An 18950-nucleotide genomic window follows, 5' to 3' on the forward strand; every position below is an offset into this window, starting at 1 on the left:
AGGAAGTCGCTGCGCCATAAGGGTGAGTGGGCGGCATGCCGCCGGGATCGGGCGGCCGTTGCCGAGGCAGTGTCGATCGCAGGCCCGGCCGCGAACGGCAGGCCGAGGCATGCACGCACCACGGAACGGGAGAAGCGCATGGGGCAGCGGAACATCCAGACGGCGCTGGTGATGGCAGCGGTGGGCCTGGGGCTGCTGCTCCCGGCGGTGCCGGCGGCAGCGGCTGAGGCCGCACCGGGACCGGCCGTGCCTGCCGCGGGCGCCCGTGACGCGCACGTGAAGGGCGTGGTGGTCGCCCGCGCGTCCCTCCACGTACGGATCAAGCCGACGACCTCGGCGAAGGTGATCGGGTCGCTGGCCCCGAACGAGAAGGTCGAGCTGTCCTGCCAGGCCAAGGGCGCCTGGGTGGAGGGCAACAACATCTGGTACCGGCTGCACGGCACGCCCGGCTGGGTCTCGGCCCGCTTCGTCCACAACTACACGCCCGTCCAGTGGTGCCGTTAGGCCGAGCGGCCCCGCCACAGGCGCTGCAGCTGAGGGCGCCGGGCGCGCGCCGTGCGCGAGTGCCGGTCGAGCTCCTCCACGAGCCGTTCGGAGCGCTTCTCCACCCCCAGTTCGTCCAGCACCCGGTCGGCTTCCGCGAGCAGGGCCCCGTACAGCTGCCACGACCCCGGCCGCGATCGCGCCTCCTCCTGCAGAAGACGCGCGGCCCGCTCACGGCTGATCCGCGCCGCCGCGAGCTCCTGCGTCAGCCGGACTTCCGCCTCCTCCGCACTGGCGGTGATCTGCGCGGTGATCAGTACGGCGAAGTTCTCGAGCGCGATCGCCATGTGCGCGAACAGCTCCCGCAGCGCCTGCGCGACGTGTTCCGGGAAGAGCGGGCCGTCCGTGCGCGTCTTGGCCAGGTCGGTCAGGGTGCGGCAGCAGACCCGCAGGACCACGGCGCAGATCTCCAGCGTGTCGAGTCCTGTACGGAGCACCAGGCGGAAGAGGAGCGCCTCCTTCACCCGAGGGTTGAGACGCAGGCTGTCCTCGGCCTGTCGCAGCGCCGAGTCCACGTGCGCGATGTCGTTGTCCAGCCGCCGTGCCTCGTGCAGTCGTGCCGCCGCCTGCTCCACGGGCGTGTGCTGGTCCAGTTCGTCGCCGATGTGGACCAGCAGGTCGCGCATGCGGCCGGTCAGCGAGGTGATCGCCTCGCTCGCCGGCGCCACCCATACGGGCGGTGCGAGGAAGACGTTGAACAGGAGCCCCACAACGGCTCCGATCAGGGTCTCCAGTACGCGGTCCCAGGCCGTGGCCGCCACCTGTGTCACCCCGAGCACCAGCATCGCGCTGATCGCGACCTCGGGGACGAACTCGTCGACCCGCACCAGATGGCCCACGACGAGCGAGGTGAGGATGACCAGGCCCAGGCTCCACCAGGTGAGACCGACGAGGGCGCTGAACCCGATGGCGACCAGGACACCCGCGACGACCGAGTTCACCCGGCGGATGCCGGTGGTCAGGGTGGTGTAGAGGGTCACCTGGACGACGAGCAACGCCGTCAGCGGTGCGGTCAGGGGCGCCGGCTCGCTGCTCAGCCAGAGCGCGACGACGTAGGACACCACGGCCGCCGCCGTCGACCGGACGGCTTGTACGACGACAGGTTCCCGGTGGCGGCGGACGAGGGAGCGTACGGTGACGATGACTTCCGGCATACGTGCCTTCCTTCCCGGACTCGGCGGCACCACGCGTCACACGGATCACGAAACCACGTCCGGCCGGGCAGCCGCTGCCCGCCTCCGCACTCCCCGCGCCCCGTACGGTGTACGTTGTTTTCGGGCGGCGGCTCGCCCGAGACACGAGCGGCCCGGCCTCGGGGCCGGTCACCCGGCTCCGGGCTAGTGTGTGTCGGGGGGAGGTCGAGGGAGGTCGGAGCCGGTGTCGACGTCAAGTCATGAGGTGTTCGGCGCGCCGTGCTGGGTCACCCTGATGGCCCGCGATCTCGATTCCGCCCATCAGTTCTACGGCGCCGTACTGGGCTGGAAGTTCCGCCCGACCCGCCTCGGCGAGGGATTCTCCGTCGCGCTGCAGGACGGCGTACCGGTCGCCGGAATCGGTGCGCTGGCCCCGCGCCTCGGTGTGCCGGTGGCGTGGACCCCGTACTTCGCCGTCGATGACGCGGACGACACCGCCGCCCGGGTGCGCGAGCGCGGCGCCACGATGGCGGTGGGCCCGCTGGCCTTCGGAACCGGGCGCGCCGCTCTCGCGGCCGACCCCGACGGCGCGGTCTTCGGATTCTGGCAGGGCGAGGTGATCCCGGACTGGACGGCACATCCGGGTGGCGCTGCCGGATGGCTCGAACTGCGCACCCGCGACGCCTTCGCCGCGGCCGTGTTCTACGGCGAGGTGCTCGACTGGGCCTGTGAGCGCCCCGGGTGCTGCGACGTCTCGTACGAGCACGGCCACGTCGTCGTCCGCCGAGGCCGCGACACCGTGGCCCTGATCAGCGGCGGAGCCGTCGAAGAGGCCCCGGATCCGCAGGTCCGGCCGCGCTGGCACGTCCACTTCCACGTGCCCGACCTCGAAGCCGCCGTGGAGACCGCCGTCCGGCTCGGCGGCCGGACCGTCTCACCCGTCCACACCACGGCCACGGGCCGCCGGGTCACCCTGAGCGACCCGGACGGCGGCCTCTTCACGGTGGTCGCGCCCCCGGACACGCCCGCTTGACGAAGGAGGAGAACGATGGCCATGGATGAGCTCTCGCGGTTCTTGAAGGCCCTGACCCCGGCCCGCCGGGAAGAGATCGAGCAGCTGCCGCGTGAGCGGCAGGAGGAGCTGGCGGCTGCCTGGGAGGCAGAACTGCGAGACGACCACGCGCTCGACACCCTCTCCGAGCTGTCACCGCCCGCGGCCGAGAGCGAAGCGGCCAAGCGTGTCACGGGAGGCTCCCCCTGAGCCTCCGCGCTGTGCGCGCGGCGGCCTTCGCTCTCAGGCCGGACACCTGCTAGCCGCGGGCGGCGAAGGCCTTCGTGAAGGCGAGGGGTTCCTGGACGATGGACGAGCACGTCGCGTCGGCGGAGTTCTTCGCGCCGCCCGGGCACTGCTTGTCACGGGCGCCCGACCACATCGCTAGCCAGCCGAGACCCTTGGACCTGGCGAACTCCACGAGCTGGGTGGCGTCGTCCACCTTGAAGATCTCGCTGGAGACGTCGTTGACACCGATCATCGGCGTGATGGCCACCGTCTTCCACGCCGCCGCGTCGCTCAGGCCCAGGACGCCCTTGATCTGCGCCTGCGTCGCGGTGGCCGCCTGGATGGCGTAGCCGCCCATGTCGCCGCTGTACGCCGGCCCGTAGTCCATCGCCATGATGTTGACGGCGGAGACCGCCACACCGTTCTGCCGGGCGTTGCCGATCAGGTCGACGCCGGGCTGGGTGAGCCCCTCGGGCATCACGGGCAGGGTGAACGAGACGTCGAGCCCGGGATGCGACTTCTGCAGCTGAGCTATGGCCTGCGCGCGCCGGGTGTTCGCCGCGGTGTCGGGCAGGGCCGCGCCCTCGATGTCGAAGTCCACCTTGGTCAGCTTGTACGTGTCCACCACCTTGCCGTACGCGGCGGCGAGGTCGGCGGGGGAGCTGCACGCCAGGCCCAGCTCGGAACCGGCCGCACCGCCGAACGACACCCGGACGTCCCCGCCCTTGGCGCGCAGCGCGGCGATCTGCGAGGCGACCCGGTCGTCTCCGAGAGCCGTGACACCGCCCCAGAGCGGGGAGCAGCCGCCGCCGGAGGTGATGAAGGCGAGGTTGAACTCCTTCACCCCGGTCTTGGCCGCCGTGTCCAGGAGATCGAAGGCCGGGTAGAGCGAGGTGTCCACGTACGGCGCGAACCCGGCCGAGGTGGTGGTGCCGCCGCCCGGGGGCACGGTCGGGGTCGGCTTCGCAGTGGCCGTCGCCGTCGCCGTCGCCGTGGCCGTCGCGGTGGGGGCGGCCGTCGGCTTGGAGCTGGGCGAGGCGGAGGCCGTCGGCGCGGTGGTGGGACGGCCGCTGGGGCTGGGCGTCGGCCCGGTGGCCGGGGAACACTTCTCCTTGTTGATCAGGCACCCCGTCGGGCTGCCCGGGTTCCCGCTCGCGCTGGTCACGAAGCCGATGGTGACGGAGCCGCCGGCCGTGAGACCGGCCGTGTCCCACCGGGGCGGCTTGACCGTCACATGCTGCCCGTTGACGGTGTGTTCGCCGTTCCAGAGGGAGGACAGGGCGGTGCCGGCGGGCAGGTCGAACTCGAGGGTCCATTCCTTGAGCGTGCCGCCGCTGCGGTTGGTGATGACGTACTGCCCGGTGTAGCCGGTGTTCCAGCTGCTCGCCTTGGTGAAGGTCGCGCCGACCGACGCTGCCTGTGCGGTACCGGTCAGCACCAGGGCGGTGCCCCCGACGGCCGCCGCGACGGCCACTGCCGCGGCCGCCTTCGCCTTGGCGCTCGTCGTACGGCGATGGGAATTGCCAGCCATGAGGACCTGCCTCTGTGCGGGGATGAGGTTCGAGCAGCACGCTAGCGACCGGAAAACGGACAAACGTGCGGTTCGGGCCCCACGCCCGTGTTCTTGAGGCCGGCTTAAGGAACGGATCGGGGAGGGTTAATGCCGCCTCGCCGTGCTCACCGTTTCAGATGGGCCAGCACGGCCAGCACCCGGCGGTTGTCGTCGGGCGACGGCGAGATGCGGAGTTTCGCGAAGATACCGGCCGTGTGTTTGGCCACGGCGCTCTCGCTGATGTGCAGCCCGGCGGCTATCGCCGCGTTCGACCGGCCCTCGGCCATCAGCTCCAGGACGGCGTGCTCCCGCGCGGTCAGCCCGTCCGTCAGCCCGCGGGCGTCACTGCGCGCCAGCAGCTTCGCGATGACCTGCGGGTCCATGGCCGTACCGCCGGCCGCGACGCGGCGGACAGCGTCGACGAACTGCCCGGTGTCGGTCACCCGGTCCTTCAGCAGATAGCCGATGCCCCCGGCGCCGTCCGCCAGCAGCTCGTTGGCGTAGAGCTGCTCGACGTACTGGGACAGCACGAGGACGGGCAGGCCCGGGCGTCGGCGCCGTGCTTCCAACGCTGCCTGCAGCCCCTCGTCGGTGAACGTCGGCGGCAGCCGGACGTCGACCACCGCGACGTCCGGCGCCTCGGCCAGCAACGCCCGCAGCAGGGCCGGGCCGTTGTCCACCGCCGCCACCACCTCGCAACCGTGGTCCTGGAGCGTGCGCACCAGCCCGTCCCTCAGAAGGAAGAGGTCTTCGGCGAGGACAACACGCATGGAATCTCCATCGTCACGGTGGTCGGGCCGCCCTGCGGGCTGTGCAGGACGAGGATGCCGTCGAACGTACCCAACCGGCGGCGGACGCCTCGCAGTCCGGTGCCACCGGCGCAGTCGTCCGCGCCGCCGCGGCCGTCGTCGACGACCGCGATCCGCAGCAGTGCACCCTCGTGGTGTTCCAGGAGCACGCTGACGCGCCGGGCGCCCGAGTGCTTCGCCGCGTTGGCCAGCAGCTCGTTCACCGCGAAGTACGCTGCGGATTCGACAGGCGCCGGCAGCCGGCCCGGCAGCCGGTTGTCGACGTGCACGTCGAGGAAGCTGTCGAGCGCCAGCGACCGGACGGCGTCCCCGAGACCGCGGTCGGCCAGTACCGGAGGATGGATGCCTCGCACCAGCTCCCGCAGATCCTGCAGGGCCCTGGCGGAGGTCTCCCGGCCGTCCGTCAACAGGCCGCGGGCGGCGGCCGGATCGGTGTCGATGAGCTGGGCGGCCCGGTCCAGTGCCATACCCAGCGCGACGAGGCGGGCCTGGGCACCGTCGTGCAGGTCCCGCTCGATGCGGCGCAGCTCCGCCGCCTGGATGTCCAGCGCCTCGGTGCGCGCATCGGTCAACTGCCCTACCCGGCGCGTGAGTTCGACGGTACGCGGTGCGGACAGCAGCGACCGGCTCCAGCGTGCGTGGAGCCGGAGCACGGCGGGTGCGCCGTACACGCCGGCGGCGATGAACGCGAGGCCGAGCACCAGCGCGGCGAGCATCGTCGGGGTGCTGTGCACCGGAATGAACGCATACCAGTTGCCGTCCCCCAGCCGCCGCCACACCAGCGGCTGCACCAGCGCGCCGAACGCCCCGTACTCGACGAGCGCGAGGGGAACGGCCACGAGCAGCCCGCCGATCAGTGGCTCCAGCCAGGCCCAGGCGAGGTCGCGCCAGAACCCCTCGTTCCCGAGGACCGCCGCGACCCTCGTACGGCGGGACGCGGTGCGGTCCACGGTCAACGGCTCGGGCGGGCTGAGCCGGATGCCGCTCCACCCGGTGGCCCACCTGCGGGAGCGGTCCGACAGGGCGCGCAGTGCCTTCGCGGCGGGCGGCAGCAGCGGGAATCCGGCTCCGACCGGCAGGAGCAGCAGGGCGACCACCACGAGCCCGCCGGTGCAGGACACGGCGAGGGCGAGCAGGCTCAGCAGCTGGCAGCGCACGACGGCGACCCAAGGCCGTGCGCCCGGCTGTGCCCTCACCGTGTCCTCCGTCAACGCGCCCGGCCCCCAGCCCGCTTGGCTCCCAGGGTCCATACGACGGCCGCCGCCAGACCGGCCAGAGCAAACAGCACCATCGGGAGAACGGCTCCTGATTCCTCGTCCATGAACAGCAACAGGCCCAAGTTGATCAGCATATGAAATCCGCCGGCGAGCAGGAGCCGCGACCCGCACACCCGCTCCAGGGCGGACCCCAGCACCACCGACAGGGACACGGTCGCGAGCAGGAACGCCCCCGCGTACGCCGGGTCCTGCGCGAAGACCTGAACGTGCCAGACGCCCCACAGCAGACCCACCGTGACCGACGACGCGAGCGGGCCGCAGCGCGTACGGAGCAGAGGCTGGAGCAGACAGCGCCAGCCGAGCTCCTCGCCGCACGCACCGATGAACTGCGCCACCACGATCACGGCGAAGGGGTTCCCCAGCGCGCTCGGGCCGGTGAACCGGACGTCTCCGGTGACGACGCCGTAGGCCGTCGCACAGAGGGCGACGATCAGGGGCGCGGTGGCGAGCAGCAGGACGCCGCGACTGCCGAAGCGTCCGCCGCCGCGCAGTGCCCCGGAGAGCAGGCTCCGGATCTCGCCCCGCCAGAGCAGGGCAACCACCGCGACTCCGAGAGCCGGTCCGAACTGCGCCAGTTGGACGACCTCGGTGGGGATCGGCGTCCCCGCCTGAGCGGCCCCGAGCGCGCCGGCCGCCAGGAAGGCGACGGCGAGGAACACCGCCGCCTTCGCCGTGACCCGGCCGCCCGGCCCGGCGATGCGTGGCGCTCCGTCCGCGTCCGGTCTCGCCAGGGTCTGTCCATCGGCGTTCCCCATGTCCTCAGCCTCCGTCAGGGGTCGAACTGCTACGCCGTCGACGATGCCTTCAGTCGAGGCCGCAGCCACTGCACCTGGTTGCCGGGTGGGGTGTACCCAGGTACACCCCACCCGGCCGGGCAAGGAGGAGGGGCTACTGCTTGTTCTTGGCGAGGTCTTCCTGGAAGGCCTTCGCGCACGTCGGACCGTTGTCCGTGGCGATGAACGAGACGACCAGCAGGGCGCCCGCCTTGCCCTGGTGGCTCGCCTTCACGCTCCAGCCGCTCTTGTCCAGCGCCTTGATGACCGCGGCCGGCTGATCGACGGTCCGGGTCTCCTTCCAGCCTCCCTTGGCCAGGGTCGCGACCGTGGCGTCGTAGGACTTCCTGGAGTCGGAGACCTTCTTGCTGTCCGCGGTCCAGGAGACCATGCAGGACTTCAGGTTCGCCGGTACGTCGTCACCGGGCTTCTCGGCGAAGCCGGCCGCCGTGGCCGCGGACTCGATCTCCTTCTTCACTGCGGCGGCATCCAGGGTGCCGGAGCCGCCCGAGCCCGCCCCCGCGCCGGCCGCCGGGGCCGAGGAACCGGACGCCGGGGCCTCGCCGCCCTTGCCCTTGTCCGTACCGCCCTCGCTACCGCAACCCGCGGCCAACAGCACCACACCAGCAGCCGCAGCCGCCCACTTCGCCTTGCGCACTACTCTCCCGATTCACCGTGCACGGCAGCCCGATGCCCCCGCGATCAAGGACGCAGTCTGTCATGCGGCACACCGGGCGCCCGGATCGACGGCCATCGGATCGCCGTCGGGCCGCCCGGCCTGCGGCGGACGTAAGACTTTCGTCATCAGGGGATCATGGCGCTCGGATCACCCGGCCGCGTTGAATGGCGAGGGAACGCATCGACGAAGAGGGGCTGTCATGACGAGGACGGGGACCGGGGCCGGGACCGGGGCCGGGGCCGCAACGGGGACGGCGCCGGCGACACGCCGGCGGCGCGGCCGGTTGCTGGCATGGGTGCTGGTCGCGGCCACGCTGGTGCTGGGCGCCGGGCTCTACTGGGCCCAGCCGTGGAAGCTCTGGCAGAACTCCACGGTCAACGAGGCGCTGCCCACTGCCTCCACCGCCCCGGGGTCCGGCTCGCGGCCGGGGGCGGCCCCGGCTCCGGGACCGCAGGTCGTTGCCCAGGGCTCCCTGATCAGCCACGAGCACAGCACCACCGGCACGGTCAAGCTCATCAGGCTGCCCGACGGCTCGCGCACGCTCCGGCTCGAGAACCTCGACACCAGCAGCGGCCCCGACCTGCGCGTGTGGCTGACCGACGCGCCGGTGAAGGAGGGATCGGACGGCTGGTTCGTCTTCGACGACGGCAAGTACGTGAGCCTGGGCAAGCTCAAGGGCAACAAGGGCGACCAGAACTACGAGATCCCGGCCGGTGTGAACCTCGCCGACTACTCGAGCGTCACCATCTGGTGCGACCGTTTCAACGTGTCCTTCGGCGCCGCGGCCCTCCAGGCCGCCTGAACCGACGGGACCTCCGCACGAGGACGTGCACGGTCGCCCGTCCGCCGGGCCACCACTCGTCTGCCCGACGTGCCGTCACCCGGCGGGCGTCCGGCGGGCGTCAGGGTCGTGGGCATGAAGAACGCGCTCACCGGCCTCCTCGTGGCCGCCACGCTCACCCTGTCGGGGGCGGCCCCCGCGCCGACGACCGCCGAACCCCCGGCAACCGCCCGTACGGTGTCCGCCTGGCTGCCCTGGTGGAACATCGAGGCCGGCTACCAGGACGCCCTGGCCCACGCCGGCCAGCTCCACACCGTCAGCCCGTTCTGGTACGCGACCTCCGGTGAGAGCGCCGTCAAGGGCGAGACCGGCGCGGGGGACCGCCGGATCATCGACGGCCTCCGCGCCAAGGGCATCAAGGTGGTCCCCACCGTCACGGAAAGCCTCGACGCCCCCGCGATGGCGGCCCTGTTGCGCGATCCGGCCCGCCGCGCCGCGCACGTCGAAGCCCTGATGGACGTCGCCGCAAGTCGCCGGTACGACGGGCTCGACCTCGACTACGAGCGGATGACCGAGACCGAGGACGCGGCCCTTCGCGAACAGGTCCGCACCGGCTACAACGCACTGACCACCGAACTGTGCGCCCGCCTGCACGCCTTGGCCAAACAGTGCGTGATCACGGTCATGCCCCGCACCCGCGACTCGGGCCAGGCCTTCGACTACGCCCACCTGGGGTCCGTCGCCGACCGGCTGCGCATCATGGGCTACAACCTTCACAACGCCTTGGAAGCACCGGGCCCGCTCTCCTCCCTGGCCTGGTACGAGGAGTTCCTCGCCTACGCCACCGCCAACGTGCCCCGCGGCAAACTGGAGGTGGCGCTGCCGGCGTACGGCTGGAACTGGACGGTGGGCTCCACGGCCCGGGCCGAGCACGTCACCACCCGGGAGGCCGAGGCCCTGCGCCGCACGGTGGGCGCGGATTACACGTACGACACCGCCTCCGGCACCCCGCACTTCACTTACACGGACGACGACGGCGAACGCCACGAGGTCTGGTACCAGGACGCCCGCGGTTCAGCCGCCCACCTGGAGGTCCTCGCCCGCTTCGAAGTCCGCGCCCCCGGCCTCTGGGCCCTGGGCTTCGAGGACTCCGCCCTGTGGAAGACCCTGGCCGGGCAATGACCCATCCGGATGGGGTCGACGGCTCTCCGGTGACGATCCGGTCTCGGATGCGGTGGTCACCGTTGCTTCCGCGGCGGGCGGTCCGTTTGGCGGTCATGGAAGCTTCTACGCGTCCAGTCGTGTCCCCCGATGTTTCTTTCGCAGAGCTCAACGGCGCGTACTGGATCGACTCCGACTCGTCCCTCCACGGTACGGAGGAGTGCCGTCAGTGCGCCCTCCTGCGCGAGGCTGCCGCCACCGCGCGCCCGACGGCGGGTGACGGCCCGGCCTTACAAGAGGACCCGGCATCGGCCACCGCCGGAGGCCGCGGTATCGGATGGGTGCTGACCACCGGGCGGCCGTTACTGCTGACCTGCGCGGCGATCACCGTCACCGCGGCGCTGGTCGCCGTGACGCTGGGCTGAGCAGCCGGCCGGCCCGTGCGCGCGGCCGCCCGGCAGCGCCCGCCCCATCGGCGTCAGCGCATGGCGGGCTCGCGCGGGCCGAGTCCGCCGCGGAATCAGGCGTTACGCCCTCGTCCAACAGGTCAACTGCAAGGAAGACGCCGCCCACCAGCAGTTCTGTACGGACGGACACCATCCTCGACGACCCGTCCACCGAGCTGCGCCGGCACACCATCAGGAACCGGGTCACCGGGCTCTGCCTGGGGGACGCGGGCATGCCGTCCGGCAGTCGCCGCGAGGTGCGACAGATGCCCTGCCACGGCGGCCCCGGACAGCTCTGGCAGCGGCGCTGAACCGCGGGTGCGGCCCTACCCCCGCGCGTGTGGCCGCACCACCGCCGTCAACCAACCCCTCCGGCCCTGCGGGCCTTTCGGAGAGTCCGTCCGTGCGCGTAGCGTGTTCGCATGACTACGACACCGGCTGAGGCGGGCGGGTCGAACGTGCCGCCGGACCGGGCCCGCCCGCGGATGGAGATCCGCAACAGGCAGACCGCCGGGCTGACGTTCCGCGCGGACCCGTGGGCCGCGGGGAAAGCCGGCGCCCGGGCGACGGCCACGGTCCGGGCCTGGGGATACGCACACCTCGACGAGCCGGACCTCGAGACCGCCGTACGGCGTCTCGTCGACGCGGCGGTCGCCGACGGCGGCAAACGGATCAGCGTCCACCTCGCCGACCAGGACCACCGCATCCTCGCCGTCGCCCTCAGCCACGTGGCCGGTGGCGCACCCGACGAGGGAGCCGTCCTCGCCGAACTCGCGGCCCTGCGCACCGTGGTCAGCTGCGGAAGTGACGTCGGGCCGGACGGGCGCCGGGTGTGGGCCCTGCTCGACGCCTCGCCGCCGCGCCGTCACGGCCGAGGGACCTGACACGGCCTCATCTGACACAGCATCCCGGGCGGCTCAGGACGGGACGGCGGTGGCCGGGTTCGGGCCGGACCTCGCGTGCGCCGAGGCCGGCCGGCGCCGCCGGCGGTGCAGCAGCGCGTCGAGGGAGAGCGCAGGGGCGCCTGCGAGGACCAGCGGGATCCAGGCCATCAGGTACACCAGGTCGTTGCCGTAGTAGTACGGGGTGGTCGGCCAGCTGATGGTCAGCCACAGGCTCAGCGAGATCAGGGCGCCGCCGAGGGCCGCGACCCGGGTCAGCAGCCCCGCGAGGGCGCCCAGGCCGACGGCCAGTTCACCGAGGGCCATCGCGATGCCGAAGCCCACCGGGTTCTGCGAGGAGAGTTCGATCAGCCCGGGAAGGGCGGCCGAGTCCCGTACGGCTTCCATCTGCTGTCCGATCGAGCCGTCACCGCCGGCGGACAGGAACGCGGCGTCGGTCAGCTTGTCCAGCCCGGCGTAGACGAAGGTGATGCCGAGGAAGAGGCGCAGCGGCAGGAGTGCGTACTCGGCCGCTCGGGTGCGCAGGTCGGGGGATGTCATAGTCACACCCTGGACACGCAGGAGCACGCGCTCCGGTTCGGCCGAAATTCCGCGAAGGACGCGTTGAACCGCCTGCCGCTTCCCTGCGTGTTCCTGCTGAGGCTGGAGTGGCAAGGGATGCTCCGGTCCGCTTCCGGTACGAGAAGGAGATACGGCCATGGGTGACACCACGCGTCGGCGCACGGTTCTCGCGGCGGGCGCCGCCACGCTGGCAGGCACCGTCCTGAGCGGCTGCGGCAGCGACGGCGGGTCGGACGCAGCAGCCGACAACGCGCCTGCCGCACCCTCGGCGGGCGGTGGCAGTGGAGGTGCCGGCGGCGGTGCCGGCGGCGGCCAGGCGCTCGCTCAGACCTCGGACATCCCGGTCGGAGGAGGCAAGGTGTTCAAGGACCAGAAGGTGGTCGTCACCCAGCCGATGGCAGGTCAGTTCAAGGCCTTCTCGGCGACCTGTACGCATCAGGGCTGCTCGGTCGCGACGGTGAAGGACGGAAACATCGTCTGCCCCTGCCACCAGAGCCTCTTCAAGATCGCGGACGGTACGGTCGCCGGAGGCCCCGCCACCCGTCCGCTGGCGGCGGCCAAGATATCCGTGGAGGGCGACAAGATCTCCCTCGCCTGAACCGGTCCGCCGCCGGACTCGCCGAGCCCGGCGGCGGACGTCCGCACCGCTCGACGTCAGCTGTCGTTGCCGCCGTAGGCGGCGCCCTCGCCCGGGTGGGTGGTGGCCAGCCCCGGGTAGTCGAGGACGAGTCCGGTGCTGTCGAACTCCACGTCACTGCGGAAGCTGCCGGAGGAGTACCGCACCCGGTGACCGCCGAGCGGCGTGTACGTCTGCGTGGACGGGGTCACGGTCAGTTCCGGTACGGCCACCCAGGCCATCAGGAACTGCTGCGCGGGGCCCTGTTCGCGGGCGAGGTGGAGCCCGTGGCGGCGTACGGGCATGGTGTTGGTCAGCGGGCAGAGCCCGAGGTCGCAGTCGAGGGCGCCGCCGAACTCGGCACGCGCCTGCCCGTCGACCGTCCACCGCCCGTCGTCGTCGCGGCACAGCGCGAGGTCGCGCCTCGCGTGGCCCGGCCCCTCCACGCTGACGTGCAGCGATCGGGTGACGAAACGCGGCCCGGTTTCGAGCCGGTAGGCGACCCAGTAGGGGCCGCCCTCCAGGGCGAGTGCCCGGCCCTGCGCGTGGAGCCGGTCTCCCTCGAACTCCCCCCATGCGGTGTCGTATCCCTTGCCGGCCGAAACGTGCCAAGTGCGGGTGAAGCGTACGAAATCTTCCATGAAGCGATCTTCCCGCACGATGATGGGGGAGGGACTCGTCCACCGAGTTCGGCACGCCCCACGGGGCGGACAGCCGGACGCGGTGGGCCGCTTGTTATCCTCGCGCGCCGCCCGAATACCGGGCGGACAGGGGAAGGGGAAGCGGTGGGGCACGTGGCCGAGGCAACCGTACCCGCGCCGCTCGCCGTCGTGGCGCGAACGGCCGCGGAGCTGATCGACGCGGACGGCGGAAGCGTGACGGCGTACGAAGCGCTGCTCGACGCCGTGGTCCGGTGGGCCGGACGGGATCGAGAGGCACTCGCCGGGGCGCTGCGCCCGGTTGCGGAGCGCTGGGGTGGCGTCCATCAGCCGCGGGTGCGCGCCGCCGCGCGGCTGCTGGCCGTCGTACGGTGCGCCGCAGGGCCGGTCGAGGAGCGGGCGGCAGCCGACCGGCACGAGGCCGTGCCGTGGCTGGAGATCTGCTGGCACGAGGCGGTCCTCAACGTGGTCGGCGCACGGATCGCGGAGATCTGCGGTTGGCTGCGGTACGGGGAGACGGTGCCGATGCTGCTGGCCGCGCCGAGCCGGGCCGACGGCGCCGTGGACCCGTTCGACCTGGTCATGCGGCTCACCGAGTACGAGCAGGCAGGCGCCCGGCCCGGGCCCGCCGACCTGGGGCAGGCGCTGCTGCGCAGCGGAGGCGGCCCCGCCGACGAGGACGTCGTACGCGCGGCGGCCGAGCTGGCGCTGCCCGAGGGCCCGCGCATCGCCGCCTGGCTGCGCCGGGGCGGTCTGCCGCAGCCCGGTGCGGCCGTGGTGCAGGAGCCCGGGGAGCCGGAGCGGCCGAGCCGTCGGTACGGCGCCCGGGTGGGTCGCCGGATCCTCGTCGGTACCGAACCCCTGGACGGGCGGGGCGACTTCCCCCGGCCCTTCTGGTCGCTGTTCCGCGGTTTCGAGCCGCTGATCGGCTGCAACCACCTGCTGTCGGGGCACCGGGAGCGGCATGCCGCCGCCGCGCTGCCGTGGCATCCCGAGATCGTGGCGGCCCGGCTGCTCACGGAGATCGCGGCCACGGCCGACCAGGACAGGGCGGGCAGCCCCGAGTTCCTGCCCGCGCTGGCGCAGAGCCCGGGCCCGGCCGGGCCCGCCGTCCATCTGGCCCTGGCGTACGGGCTCGGCGCGCGCCCGGACGCCGACCGGAAGGCGGCCGTCGAGGCCTTGCTGATCCTGGCCGCGCAGGGCCGGCTGGACGGCGCGCTGCTGGGCGGCGAGCTGGCCCGGCTGGCGCTGCTGGGAACCCTGCGGCTGCCCGTGGTGACGGAGTCGCTGGGCCGGGCCGCCGGTGCGGGTGCGGGTGTCCGTGCCGTCGGGGGCGCCGGCGAGGTGTGGCCGGTGCTGGCCGCGCTGCTGCCCGGTGTGCTGGCGGCGGTGGAGTCGGGAGCGGTGTCCCGGCCGCACGTGCCGCTGCTGGCGTTGGCTGCGGACTGCGCGCAGGGCTGCGACGCGCGCGGCACCGTCGCCGGGGTCGATGCGCTTGCGGCGCGGCCGGGCTCGGCGCAGTCGGTACGGGAGGCCCGCCGGCTGCGCGACGTACTGGCGGGGCGGCGCCCGTAACGCCGCAGGACCCGGTGTGCGTCATGGTGGATGTCGTGGACGTTGACGTTGACGCTGATGTGGATGCGGTCGCCGACGAGCTGTACGGACTGGTCCCGGACCGGTTCACCGCGGCCCGGGACGAGCGGGCGGCCAGGGCCCGGAAGGCCGGACGGGCGCAGGCGGCCACGGCCATCGCAGGACTGCGGCGCCCCACACGGGCGGCGTTCGCCTCGAACCTGCTGGTGCGGCGGCGCCCGAAGGAGGTCGCCGCCTTCCTCGAACTCGGCGAAGCGCTGCGCCGAGCCCACCGGTCGTTGGACGGCACGCAGCTGAAGGACCTGTCCCACCAGCGGCATGCGGTGGTGGCCGCACTGGCGCGCACCGCCCGGCAACTGGCAGAGGAGGAGGGCCGGGCGGTCGGCGAGGGCGTCGCGCACGAGGTGGAGCAGACCCTCCACGCCGCCCTCGCCGATCCGGACGCCGCCGAGCAGTGGTCGAGCGGACGCCTGACCACCGCACTGACCCCACCGGTCGGTTTCACGGGCCTTCCCGACACGGCCCCCGTACGCCCGGAGCCCGCTGTCACCCGGGCCGGCGCCCCGGCGAAACCAGCGAAACCGAAGCCGTCCCGCGCGGCGGAGCAGCGCCTGGCCCGGCACGAACAGGCCCGCCGCACGGCCGAGGAGACCCGCGTCGGGGCAAGGGCACGGGAGACGGAACTGCGCGAGGCCGAGCAGGAGCAACGCGACCACGACCAGGCCCTGGCCGAAGCCGACGCGCGTGTCGCCGAGCTGGAGCGGCAGCTGCGCGAGGGGCGGACCGGGCAGGCCGAAGCGCGGCGCGCCCTGGCCGAAGCCACCGACCGGGTCCGGGACGCCGCGCGCGCGGCGGGTGCGGCGCGCCGGAAGGCCGATGCGGCCGCCGACCGGCTGGCGGGGCTGCCGGGGGCGGAGGAGTAACGGGAGCCGGACGTCCGCCCCCTGTCATACGCCCTGCCGCCGGGCAGCAGGCGGAGATCGGAGGGACACTGGAGTCAGGGGGCCGGTGCCGGATGACCTGCGGCGAACGGAGGGCGACCACCATGCTGGGAGACAGCAAGGGATTCAGCGGCTACTCGGTGGACGACATCGAGGGCGCCAGGGGTTTCTACGGCGAGACGCTCGGACTGCGGGTGTCCGAGGACAACGGTCTGCTGACCCTGCACCTCGCGGGGAACACCGACGTCATGCTGTACCCGAAGGAGAATCACGAGGCCGCGACCTTCACCGTCCTGAACTTCCCCGTGGACGACATCGACCGGGCCGTCGACGAACTGGCTGCACGCGGCGTGTCGTTCGAGCGGTACGAGGGATTCGACCAGGACGCGAAGGGAATCGCCCGGGAGACGCCCGGCCCCGCGATCGCATGGTTCAAGGACCCGGCCGGGAACATCCTCTCCGTGCTCCAGCCGAACGGGATGTAGCCGAACGGCACGGAGCCGTCCGCCACGGCCGGTCAGGCCGGCGAGGCGGCTGCCACGGCCGGTCAGGCCAGTACGGTCCCGCCGTCGACGGTCACCACCGTGCCGGTGGCGAAGGTCTGGCGCAGCAGGTAGACGTACGCCTCGGCGACTTCCTCGACCTCTCCCGCGCGGCCCGCGCGCCCGCGCCCGGGGGTGAACACGGTGGAGGAGAAACTCGAATACGTGGCCGCCGAGGAGGGGGTTCTGGTCCTGCCCCGGTCGGTCGTGACCTTCTACACCCGCCCCGACGTGGCCCACGTACCGGTCGAGGACATCGCCGACAGCCAGGTCTGTCTGGCGTGGAGCGCGGACCGGGACCGCACATCGGAACTCGTCCGGGATTTCGTCGAGTTGGACACGTCCCTCGCCACGTGACGGGCCACGTCACGCGCCGCCCGATCCGCCGGGCGCGCCTGGTCCGCAGCGCCTACTCCTCGGTGTCGCCCCGCGTCGGTACGCACAGGACCGGGACCGGCGACAGGTGCAGCAGTTTGTGCGGGGTGGAGCCCAGCAGGGCGCCGCGGATCGGGCTGTCCCCCCAGCTGCCGACGATGATGACCCGCGCCCGGTGCCGTTCCGCGGCGTCGAGCAGGGCCTGGGCCGGCTTCTCGTCGACCACCTCGACGGTCGAGGGGACGCCCGCCTCGTCGGCGGCCTCGACGGCCCGCGAGAGGGCGCTGCGGCCTGCCTGGCGGACGGCTTCCCGGTGCGCCACGTACTCCTCCCCGGCGGCGCCCGGCGCGGCGGCACCGTAGACGAGGACGAGCGGTTCGCCGAACGCGGCGGCGACCTCGAGCGCCACCTGCAGGGCCCGTTCCGCGCCGGGTGACTCGTCGTACCCCAGGACCACAGACATCAGGGACTCCTTCCGGACCGCCGGGCTACGGCTTCCTGCCGTGGACGAGATCCGGATCGACGACGCCCCGCCGCTCCCGCCAGAACCTGCCGTCCCGTACCCGCCAGAAGCACATGATCAGTACGCCGACCACGGCGATCCCGATCCCGATCACCAGCGGTGGGCCGAGACCGAGCCAGGAGACCCCGCTGGCCGAGTTCTCCGGATTCGACATGTCGCTGATCGACTCCTCCAGCAGCCACGCCAGCAGGGCCGCGCCGATCAGCGGCCCGAGGCCGATGAGCAGGAAGTTGTGCAGGTTCTCCAGCAGGTGGCGGCGGTAGTAGACGGCACAGGCCACACCGGTCAGCGCGTAGTAGAAGGCGATGAGCAGGGAGAGCGCCGTCAGCGAGTCCAGGAGGGCGTTCTCGCTGATCTGGTTGACGATGAGGTACCAGGCGATGGCGATGCCGGCGACCCACCACGTGCTCACGTCCGGGGTCAGGAACCGCGGGTGGATGTGTGCGAGCTGCGGTGGCAGTGCGTGCCGCCGCGCCATGGAGAGGGCCGTCCGGGAGGCCGGGATGATCGTGGTCTGGGTGGAGGCGAGCGCGGAGGTGCAGACGGCCAGGAGCACCATCCAGTCCCAGCCGCCCATCACCTCGTGCGCGAGCACGGCGAAGATGGCCTCCTCCTCGCCCGCGTTCTCGGCGAGGAAGGCGGTTCCGGCGTAGCCCACGATGGCGAAGCCCACGGACAGGTAGGTCACCAACAGGACCACGGTGGACCAGATCCCGGCCTTGCCGGGCGCCGTGGCGGAATTCTCCACCTCCTCGGTGAGGTTCACCGCGGACTCCCAGCCCCAGTAGATGAACACGCCGAGCAGCAGCCCGCCGGTGAGGGCGGCGCCGCCCGCGCCGAAGGGGTTGAGCCAGCTGAGGGACGGCTCGATGGAGTCGAGGGTGCTGGTGCCGGCGTAGATCCGGTAGATGGCGACCACCGCGAAGGCCAGGAGGAAGAAGACCTGGGCGAGGATCAGGATGTCCTGGAGGTGGGCCGACAGCTCGGTGCCGATGACGCAGATGGCGGTCATGGCGAGGATCACCACGACGGCGAGGGTCTGCCGGATCACCGGGTTGGCGGCCCAGCTGTCGAGGCCGGCGGCGAGCAGGCCGAAGTTGACGGCGACGTCGGCCAGCGAGCCGATGACCAGGACGCCGGTCATCGTGATCGCCCAGCCGCCGAGCCAGCCCGCCCAGGGGCCCATGGCCCGCGTCACCCAGGAGAACGTGGTCCCGCAGTCCTGGTCGACCTTGTTGAGGTAGTAGAAGGCGGCGGCGATCAGCAGCATCGGAACGAACGACGCCAGCATGATGCCCGGCGCGTAGATCCCGGCCAGCGCCACGATCGGCCCGATGACGGCGGCCAGCGAGTAGGCGGGCGAGGTGGAGTTCAGGCCGATGACGAGCGCGTCGAGGAAACCGATCGCGTTGTGTTTGAGCTCCGCGTTCGGGATCTCTGCACCCGCTGCGCCGCCGGCACTGTCCTGGGCCATACAGGCATCGTCATGCACCGGGCGACGCTGCGCGAGGCGCGTGCGCTGTCCGGGGGGCCGCGGCCAGGCGACGCACCGCGAGCATGCCTCCGATGCCCGGGATCAGGGCGAGGAGCGTCGCCGTACGGTCGGCACCGGGCCCGCGGCCGCCTGCGGTGGCGCCGTTGGTGGCGGTGGAGATGATGGCGATCAGGTAGGCGCAGCCGTGGAGCGGCCCGGGGAACGAGGCGAGCGCCTGCTGGTGCACGGTGGCGAGGTTGACCAGCAGAACGGCGAGGGAGAGCAGCTCGATGCGGGCGCTGACGCGCAGGAGCCGGCTGGGCGGTTGCAT

24 protein-coding genes are annotated in these 18950 nt (G+C 72.4%); 12 read left to right on the top strand and 12 right to left on the bottom strand.

The genetic code is table 11. The features are described 5' to 3' along the window. Positions 1-138 precede the first annotated feature (138 nt). A complete protein-coding gene (locus ACZ5WG_RS32470; RefSeq protein WP_468727891.1) occupies positions 139-504 on the top strand; it encodes an SH3 domain-containing protein in 366 nt (121 codons plus the stop codon). Here ACZ5WG_RS32470 and ACZ5WG_RS32475 read toward each other — a convergent pair. Beyond that, on the bottom strand, positions 501-1697 hold the full coding sequence (locus ACZ5WG_RS32475) for an FUSC family protein (protein WP_468727892.1): 1197 nt from the start codon (positions 1695-1697) through the stop codon (positions 501-503). The two genes, ACZ5WG_RS32470 and ACZ5WG_RS32475, sit on opposite strands and share 4 nt — an antisense overlap. A 274-nt stretch (positions 1698-1971) precedes the next feature. Between ACZ5WG_RS32475 and ACZ5WG_RS32480 the strand changes: the two genes are divergently transcribed. After that, the gene (locus ACZ5WG_RS32480) at positions 1972-2709 is read left to right on the top strand and encodes a VOC family protein (RefSeq protein ID WP_468728114.1); all 738 of its coding nucleotides are present in this window, start codon (positions 1972-1974) and stop codon (positions 2707-2709) included. A gap of 15 nt (positions 2710-2724) precedes the next feature. Continuing rightward, on the top strand, positions 2725-2937 hold the full coding sequence (locus ACZ5WG_RS32485; protein ID WP_266660262.1) for a hypothetical protein: 213 nt from the start codon (positions 2725-2727) through the stop codon (positions 2935-2937). Positions 2938-2986: 49 nt separating this feature from the next. On the opposite strand, the gene ACZ5WG_RS32490 is transcribed toward ACZ5WG_RS32485, so the two are convergent. The 5 genes from ACZ5WG_RS32490 to ACZ5WG_RS32510 form a co-directional block, all read right to left on the bottom strand. Further along, positions 2987-4486 carry a glycoside hydrolase family 18 protein gene (locus tag ACZ5WG_RS32490; protein ID WP_468727894.1) on the bottom strand — a complete coding sequence of 500 codons (1500 nt, stop codon included), beginning with the start codon at positions 4484-4486 and terminating at the stop codon, positions 2987-2989. Positions 4487-4632: 146 nt separating this feature from the next. Further along, positions 4633-5277 carry a response regulator transcription factor gene (locus tag ACZ5WG_RS32495; RefSeq protein ID WP_468727895.1) on the bottom strand — a complete coding sequence of 215 codons (645 nt, stop codon included), beginning with the start codon at positions 5275-5277 and terminating at the stop codon, positions 4633-4635. After that, positions 5241-6512 (bottom strand): sensor histidine kinase, encoded by a 1272-nt coding sequence (locus ACZ5WG_RS32500; RefSeq protein WP_468727896.1) that lies wholly within the window; start codon positions 6510-6512, stop codon positions 5241-5243. The genes ACZ5WG_RS32495 and ACZ5WG_RS32500 overlap by 37 nt, the downstream gene beginning before the upstream one ends. Positions 6513-6523: 11 nt before the next feature. Continuing rightward, positions 6524-7348, bottom strand: coding sequence for a CPBP family intramembrane glutamic endopeptidase (locus ACZ5WG_RS32505; protein WP_468727897.1), 825 nt, complete (start codon positions 7346-7348; stop codon positions 6524-6526). A gap of 133 nt (positions 7349-7481) precedes the next feature. Further along, entirely contained in the window at positions 7482-8024 is a 543-nt protein-coding gene (locus tag ACZ5WG_RS32510) for a hypothetical protein (protein ID WP_468727898.1), read from the bottom strand. 220 nt (positions 8025-8244) lie between these two features. Here ACZ5WG_RS32510 and ACZ5WG_RS32515 point away from each other — a divergent pair, with 220 nt between their 5' ends. From ACZ5WG_RS32515 to ACZ5WG_RS32530, 4 genes are all read left to right on the top strand, one after another. Beyond that, positions 8245-8847 (top strand): DM13 domain-containing protein, encoded by a 603-nt coding sequence (locus ACZ5WG_RS32515; RefSeq protein WP_468727900.1) that lies wholly within the window; start codon positions 8245-8247, stop codon positions 8845-8847. A 114-nt stretch (positions 8848-8961) separates the two neighbouring features. Next, on the top strand, positions 8962-10008 hold the full coding sequence (locus ACZ5WG_RS32520; RefSeq protein WP_468727901.1) for a glycosyl hydrolase family 18 protein: 1047 nt from the start codon (positions 8962-8964) through the stop codon (positions 10006-10008). 119 nt (positions 10009-10127) lie between these two features. Beyond that, positions 10128-10412 (top strand): hypothetical protein, encoded by a 285-nt coding sequence (locus tag ACZ5WG_RS32525; protein ID WP_468727902.1) that lies wholly within the window; start codon positions 10128-10130, stop codon positions 10410-10412. Between the two features lie 443 nt (positions 10413-10855). Then, on the top strand, positions 10856-11317 hold the full coding sequence (locus tag ACZ5WG_RS32530; RefSeq protein WP_468727904.1) for a hypothetical protein: 462 nt from the start codon (positions 10856-10858) through the stop codon (positions 11315-11317). Between the two features lie 33 nt (positions 11318-11350). On the opposite strand, the gene ACZ5WG_RS32535 is transcribed toward ACZ5WG_RS32530, so the two are convergent. After that, positions 11351-11875, bottom strand: coding sequence for a DoxX family protein (locus ACZ5WG_RS32535; RefSeq protein WP_468727905.1), 525 nt, complete (start codon positions 11873-11875; stop codon positions 11351-11353). 157 nt (positions 11876-12032) lie between these two features. On the opposite strand from ACZ5WG_RS32535, the gene ACZ5WG_RS32540 reads away from it, so the two are divergent. Continuing rightward, entirely contained in the window at positions 12033-12494 is a 462-nt protein-coding gene (locus ACZ5WG_RS32540; RefSeq protein ID WP_468727906.1) for a Rieske (2Fe-2S) protein, read from the top strand. A gap of 56 nt (positions 12495-12550) precedes the next feature. Here ACZ5WG_RS32540 and ACZ5WG_RS32545 read toward each other — a convergent pair whose 3' ends face one another. Then, positions 12551-13153, bottom strand: coding sequence for a putative glycolipid-binding domain-containing protein (locus ACZ5WG_RS32545; RefSeq protein WP_468727908.1), 603 nt, complete (start codon positions 13151-13153; stop codon positions 12551-12553). 153 nt (positions 13154-13306) lie between these two features. Between ACZ5WG_RS32545 and ACZ5WG_RS32550 the strand changes: the two genes are divergently transcribed. The 3 genes from ACZ5WG_RS32550 (at position 13307) to ACZ5WG_RS32560 (ending at position 16190) form a co-directional block, all read left to right on the top strand. After that, the gene (locus ACZ5WG_RS32550) at positions 13307-14746 is read left to right on the top strand and encodes a hypothetical protein (RefSeq protein ID WP_468727909.1); all 1440 of its coding nucleotides are present in this window, start codon (positions 13307-13309) and stop codon (positions 14744-14746) included. Positions 14747-14781: 35 nt separating this feature from the next. Beyond that, entirely contained in the window at positions 14782-15687 is a 906-nt protein-coding gene (locus ACZ5WG_RS32555; RefSeq protein WP_468727910.1) for a hypothetical protein, read from the top strand. Between the two features lie 122 nt (positions 15688-15809). Continuing rightward, positions 15810-16190, top strand: a complete 381-nt coding sequence (locus tag ACZ5WG_RS32560; RefSeq protein WP_468727911.1) for a VOC family protein — start codon at positions 15810-15812, stop codon at positions 16188-16190. A 62-nt stretch (positions 16191-16252) separates the two neighbouring features. On the opposite strand, the gene ACZ5WG_RS32565 is transcribed toward ACZ5WG_RS32560, so the two are convergent. Continuing rightward, positions 16253-16390 carry a hypothetical protein gene (locus ACZ5WG_RS32565; RefSeq protein WP_468727912.1) on the bottom strand — a complete coding sequence of 46 codons (138 nt, stop codon included), beginning with the start codon at positions 16388-16390 and terminating at the stop codon, positions 16253-16255. 1 nt (position 16391) lies between these two features. Between ACZ5WG_RS32565 and ACZ5WG_RS32570 the strand changes: the two genes are divergently transcribed. After that, entirely contained in the window at positions 16392-16604 is a 213-nt protein-coding gene (locus ACZ5WG_RS32570) for a hypothetical protein (RefSeq protein WP_468727913.1), read from the top strand. 52 nt (positions 16605-16656) lie between these two features. Here ACZ5WG_RS32570 and ACZ5WG_RS32575 read toward each other — a convergent pair whose 3' ends face one another. The 3 genes from ACZ5WG_RS32575 to ACZ5WG_RS32585 are packed head-to-tail and all read right to left on the bottom strand — an operon-like array spanning position 16657 to position 18950. Further along, positions 16657-17085, bottom strand: coding sequence for a universal stress protein (locus tag ACZ5WG_RS32575; protein WP_468727915.1), 429 nt, complete (start codon positions 17083-17085; stop codon positions 16657-16659). A gap of 25 nt (positions 17086-17110) precedes the next feature. Then, positions 17111-18619, bottom strand: a complete 1509-nt coding sequence (locus tag ACZ5WG_RS32580; protein WP_468727916.1) for an APC family permease — start codon at positions 18617-18619, stop codon at positions 17111-17113. 10 nt (positions 18620-18629) lie between these two features. After that, complete coding sequence (locus ACZ5WG_RS32585) at positions 18630-18950, bottom strand: DUF3817 domain-containing protein (protein ID WP_468727917.1); 321 nt, start codon at positions 18948-18950, stop codon at positions 18630-18632.

This window comes from Streptomyces sp. NPDC032745 (assembly GCF_055579465.1).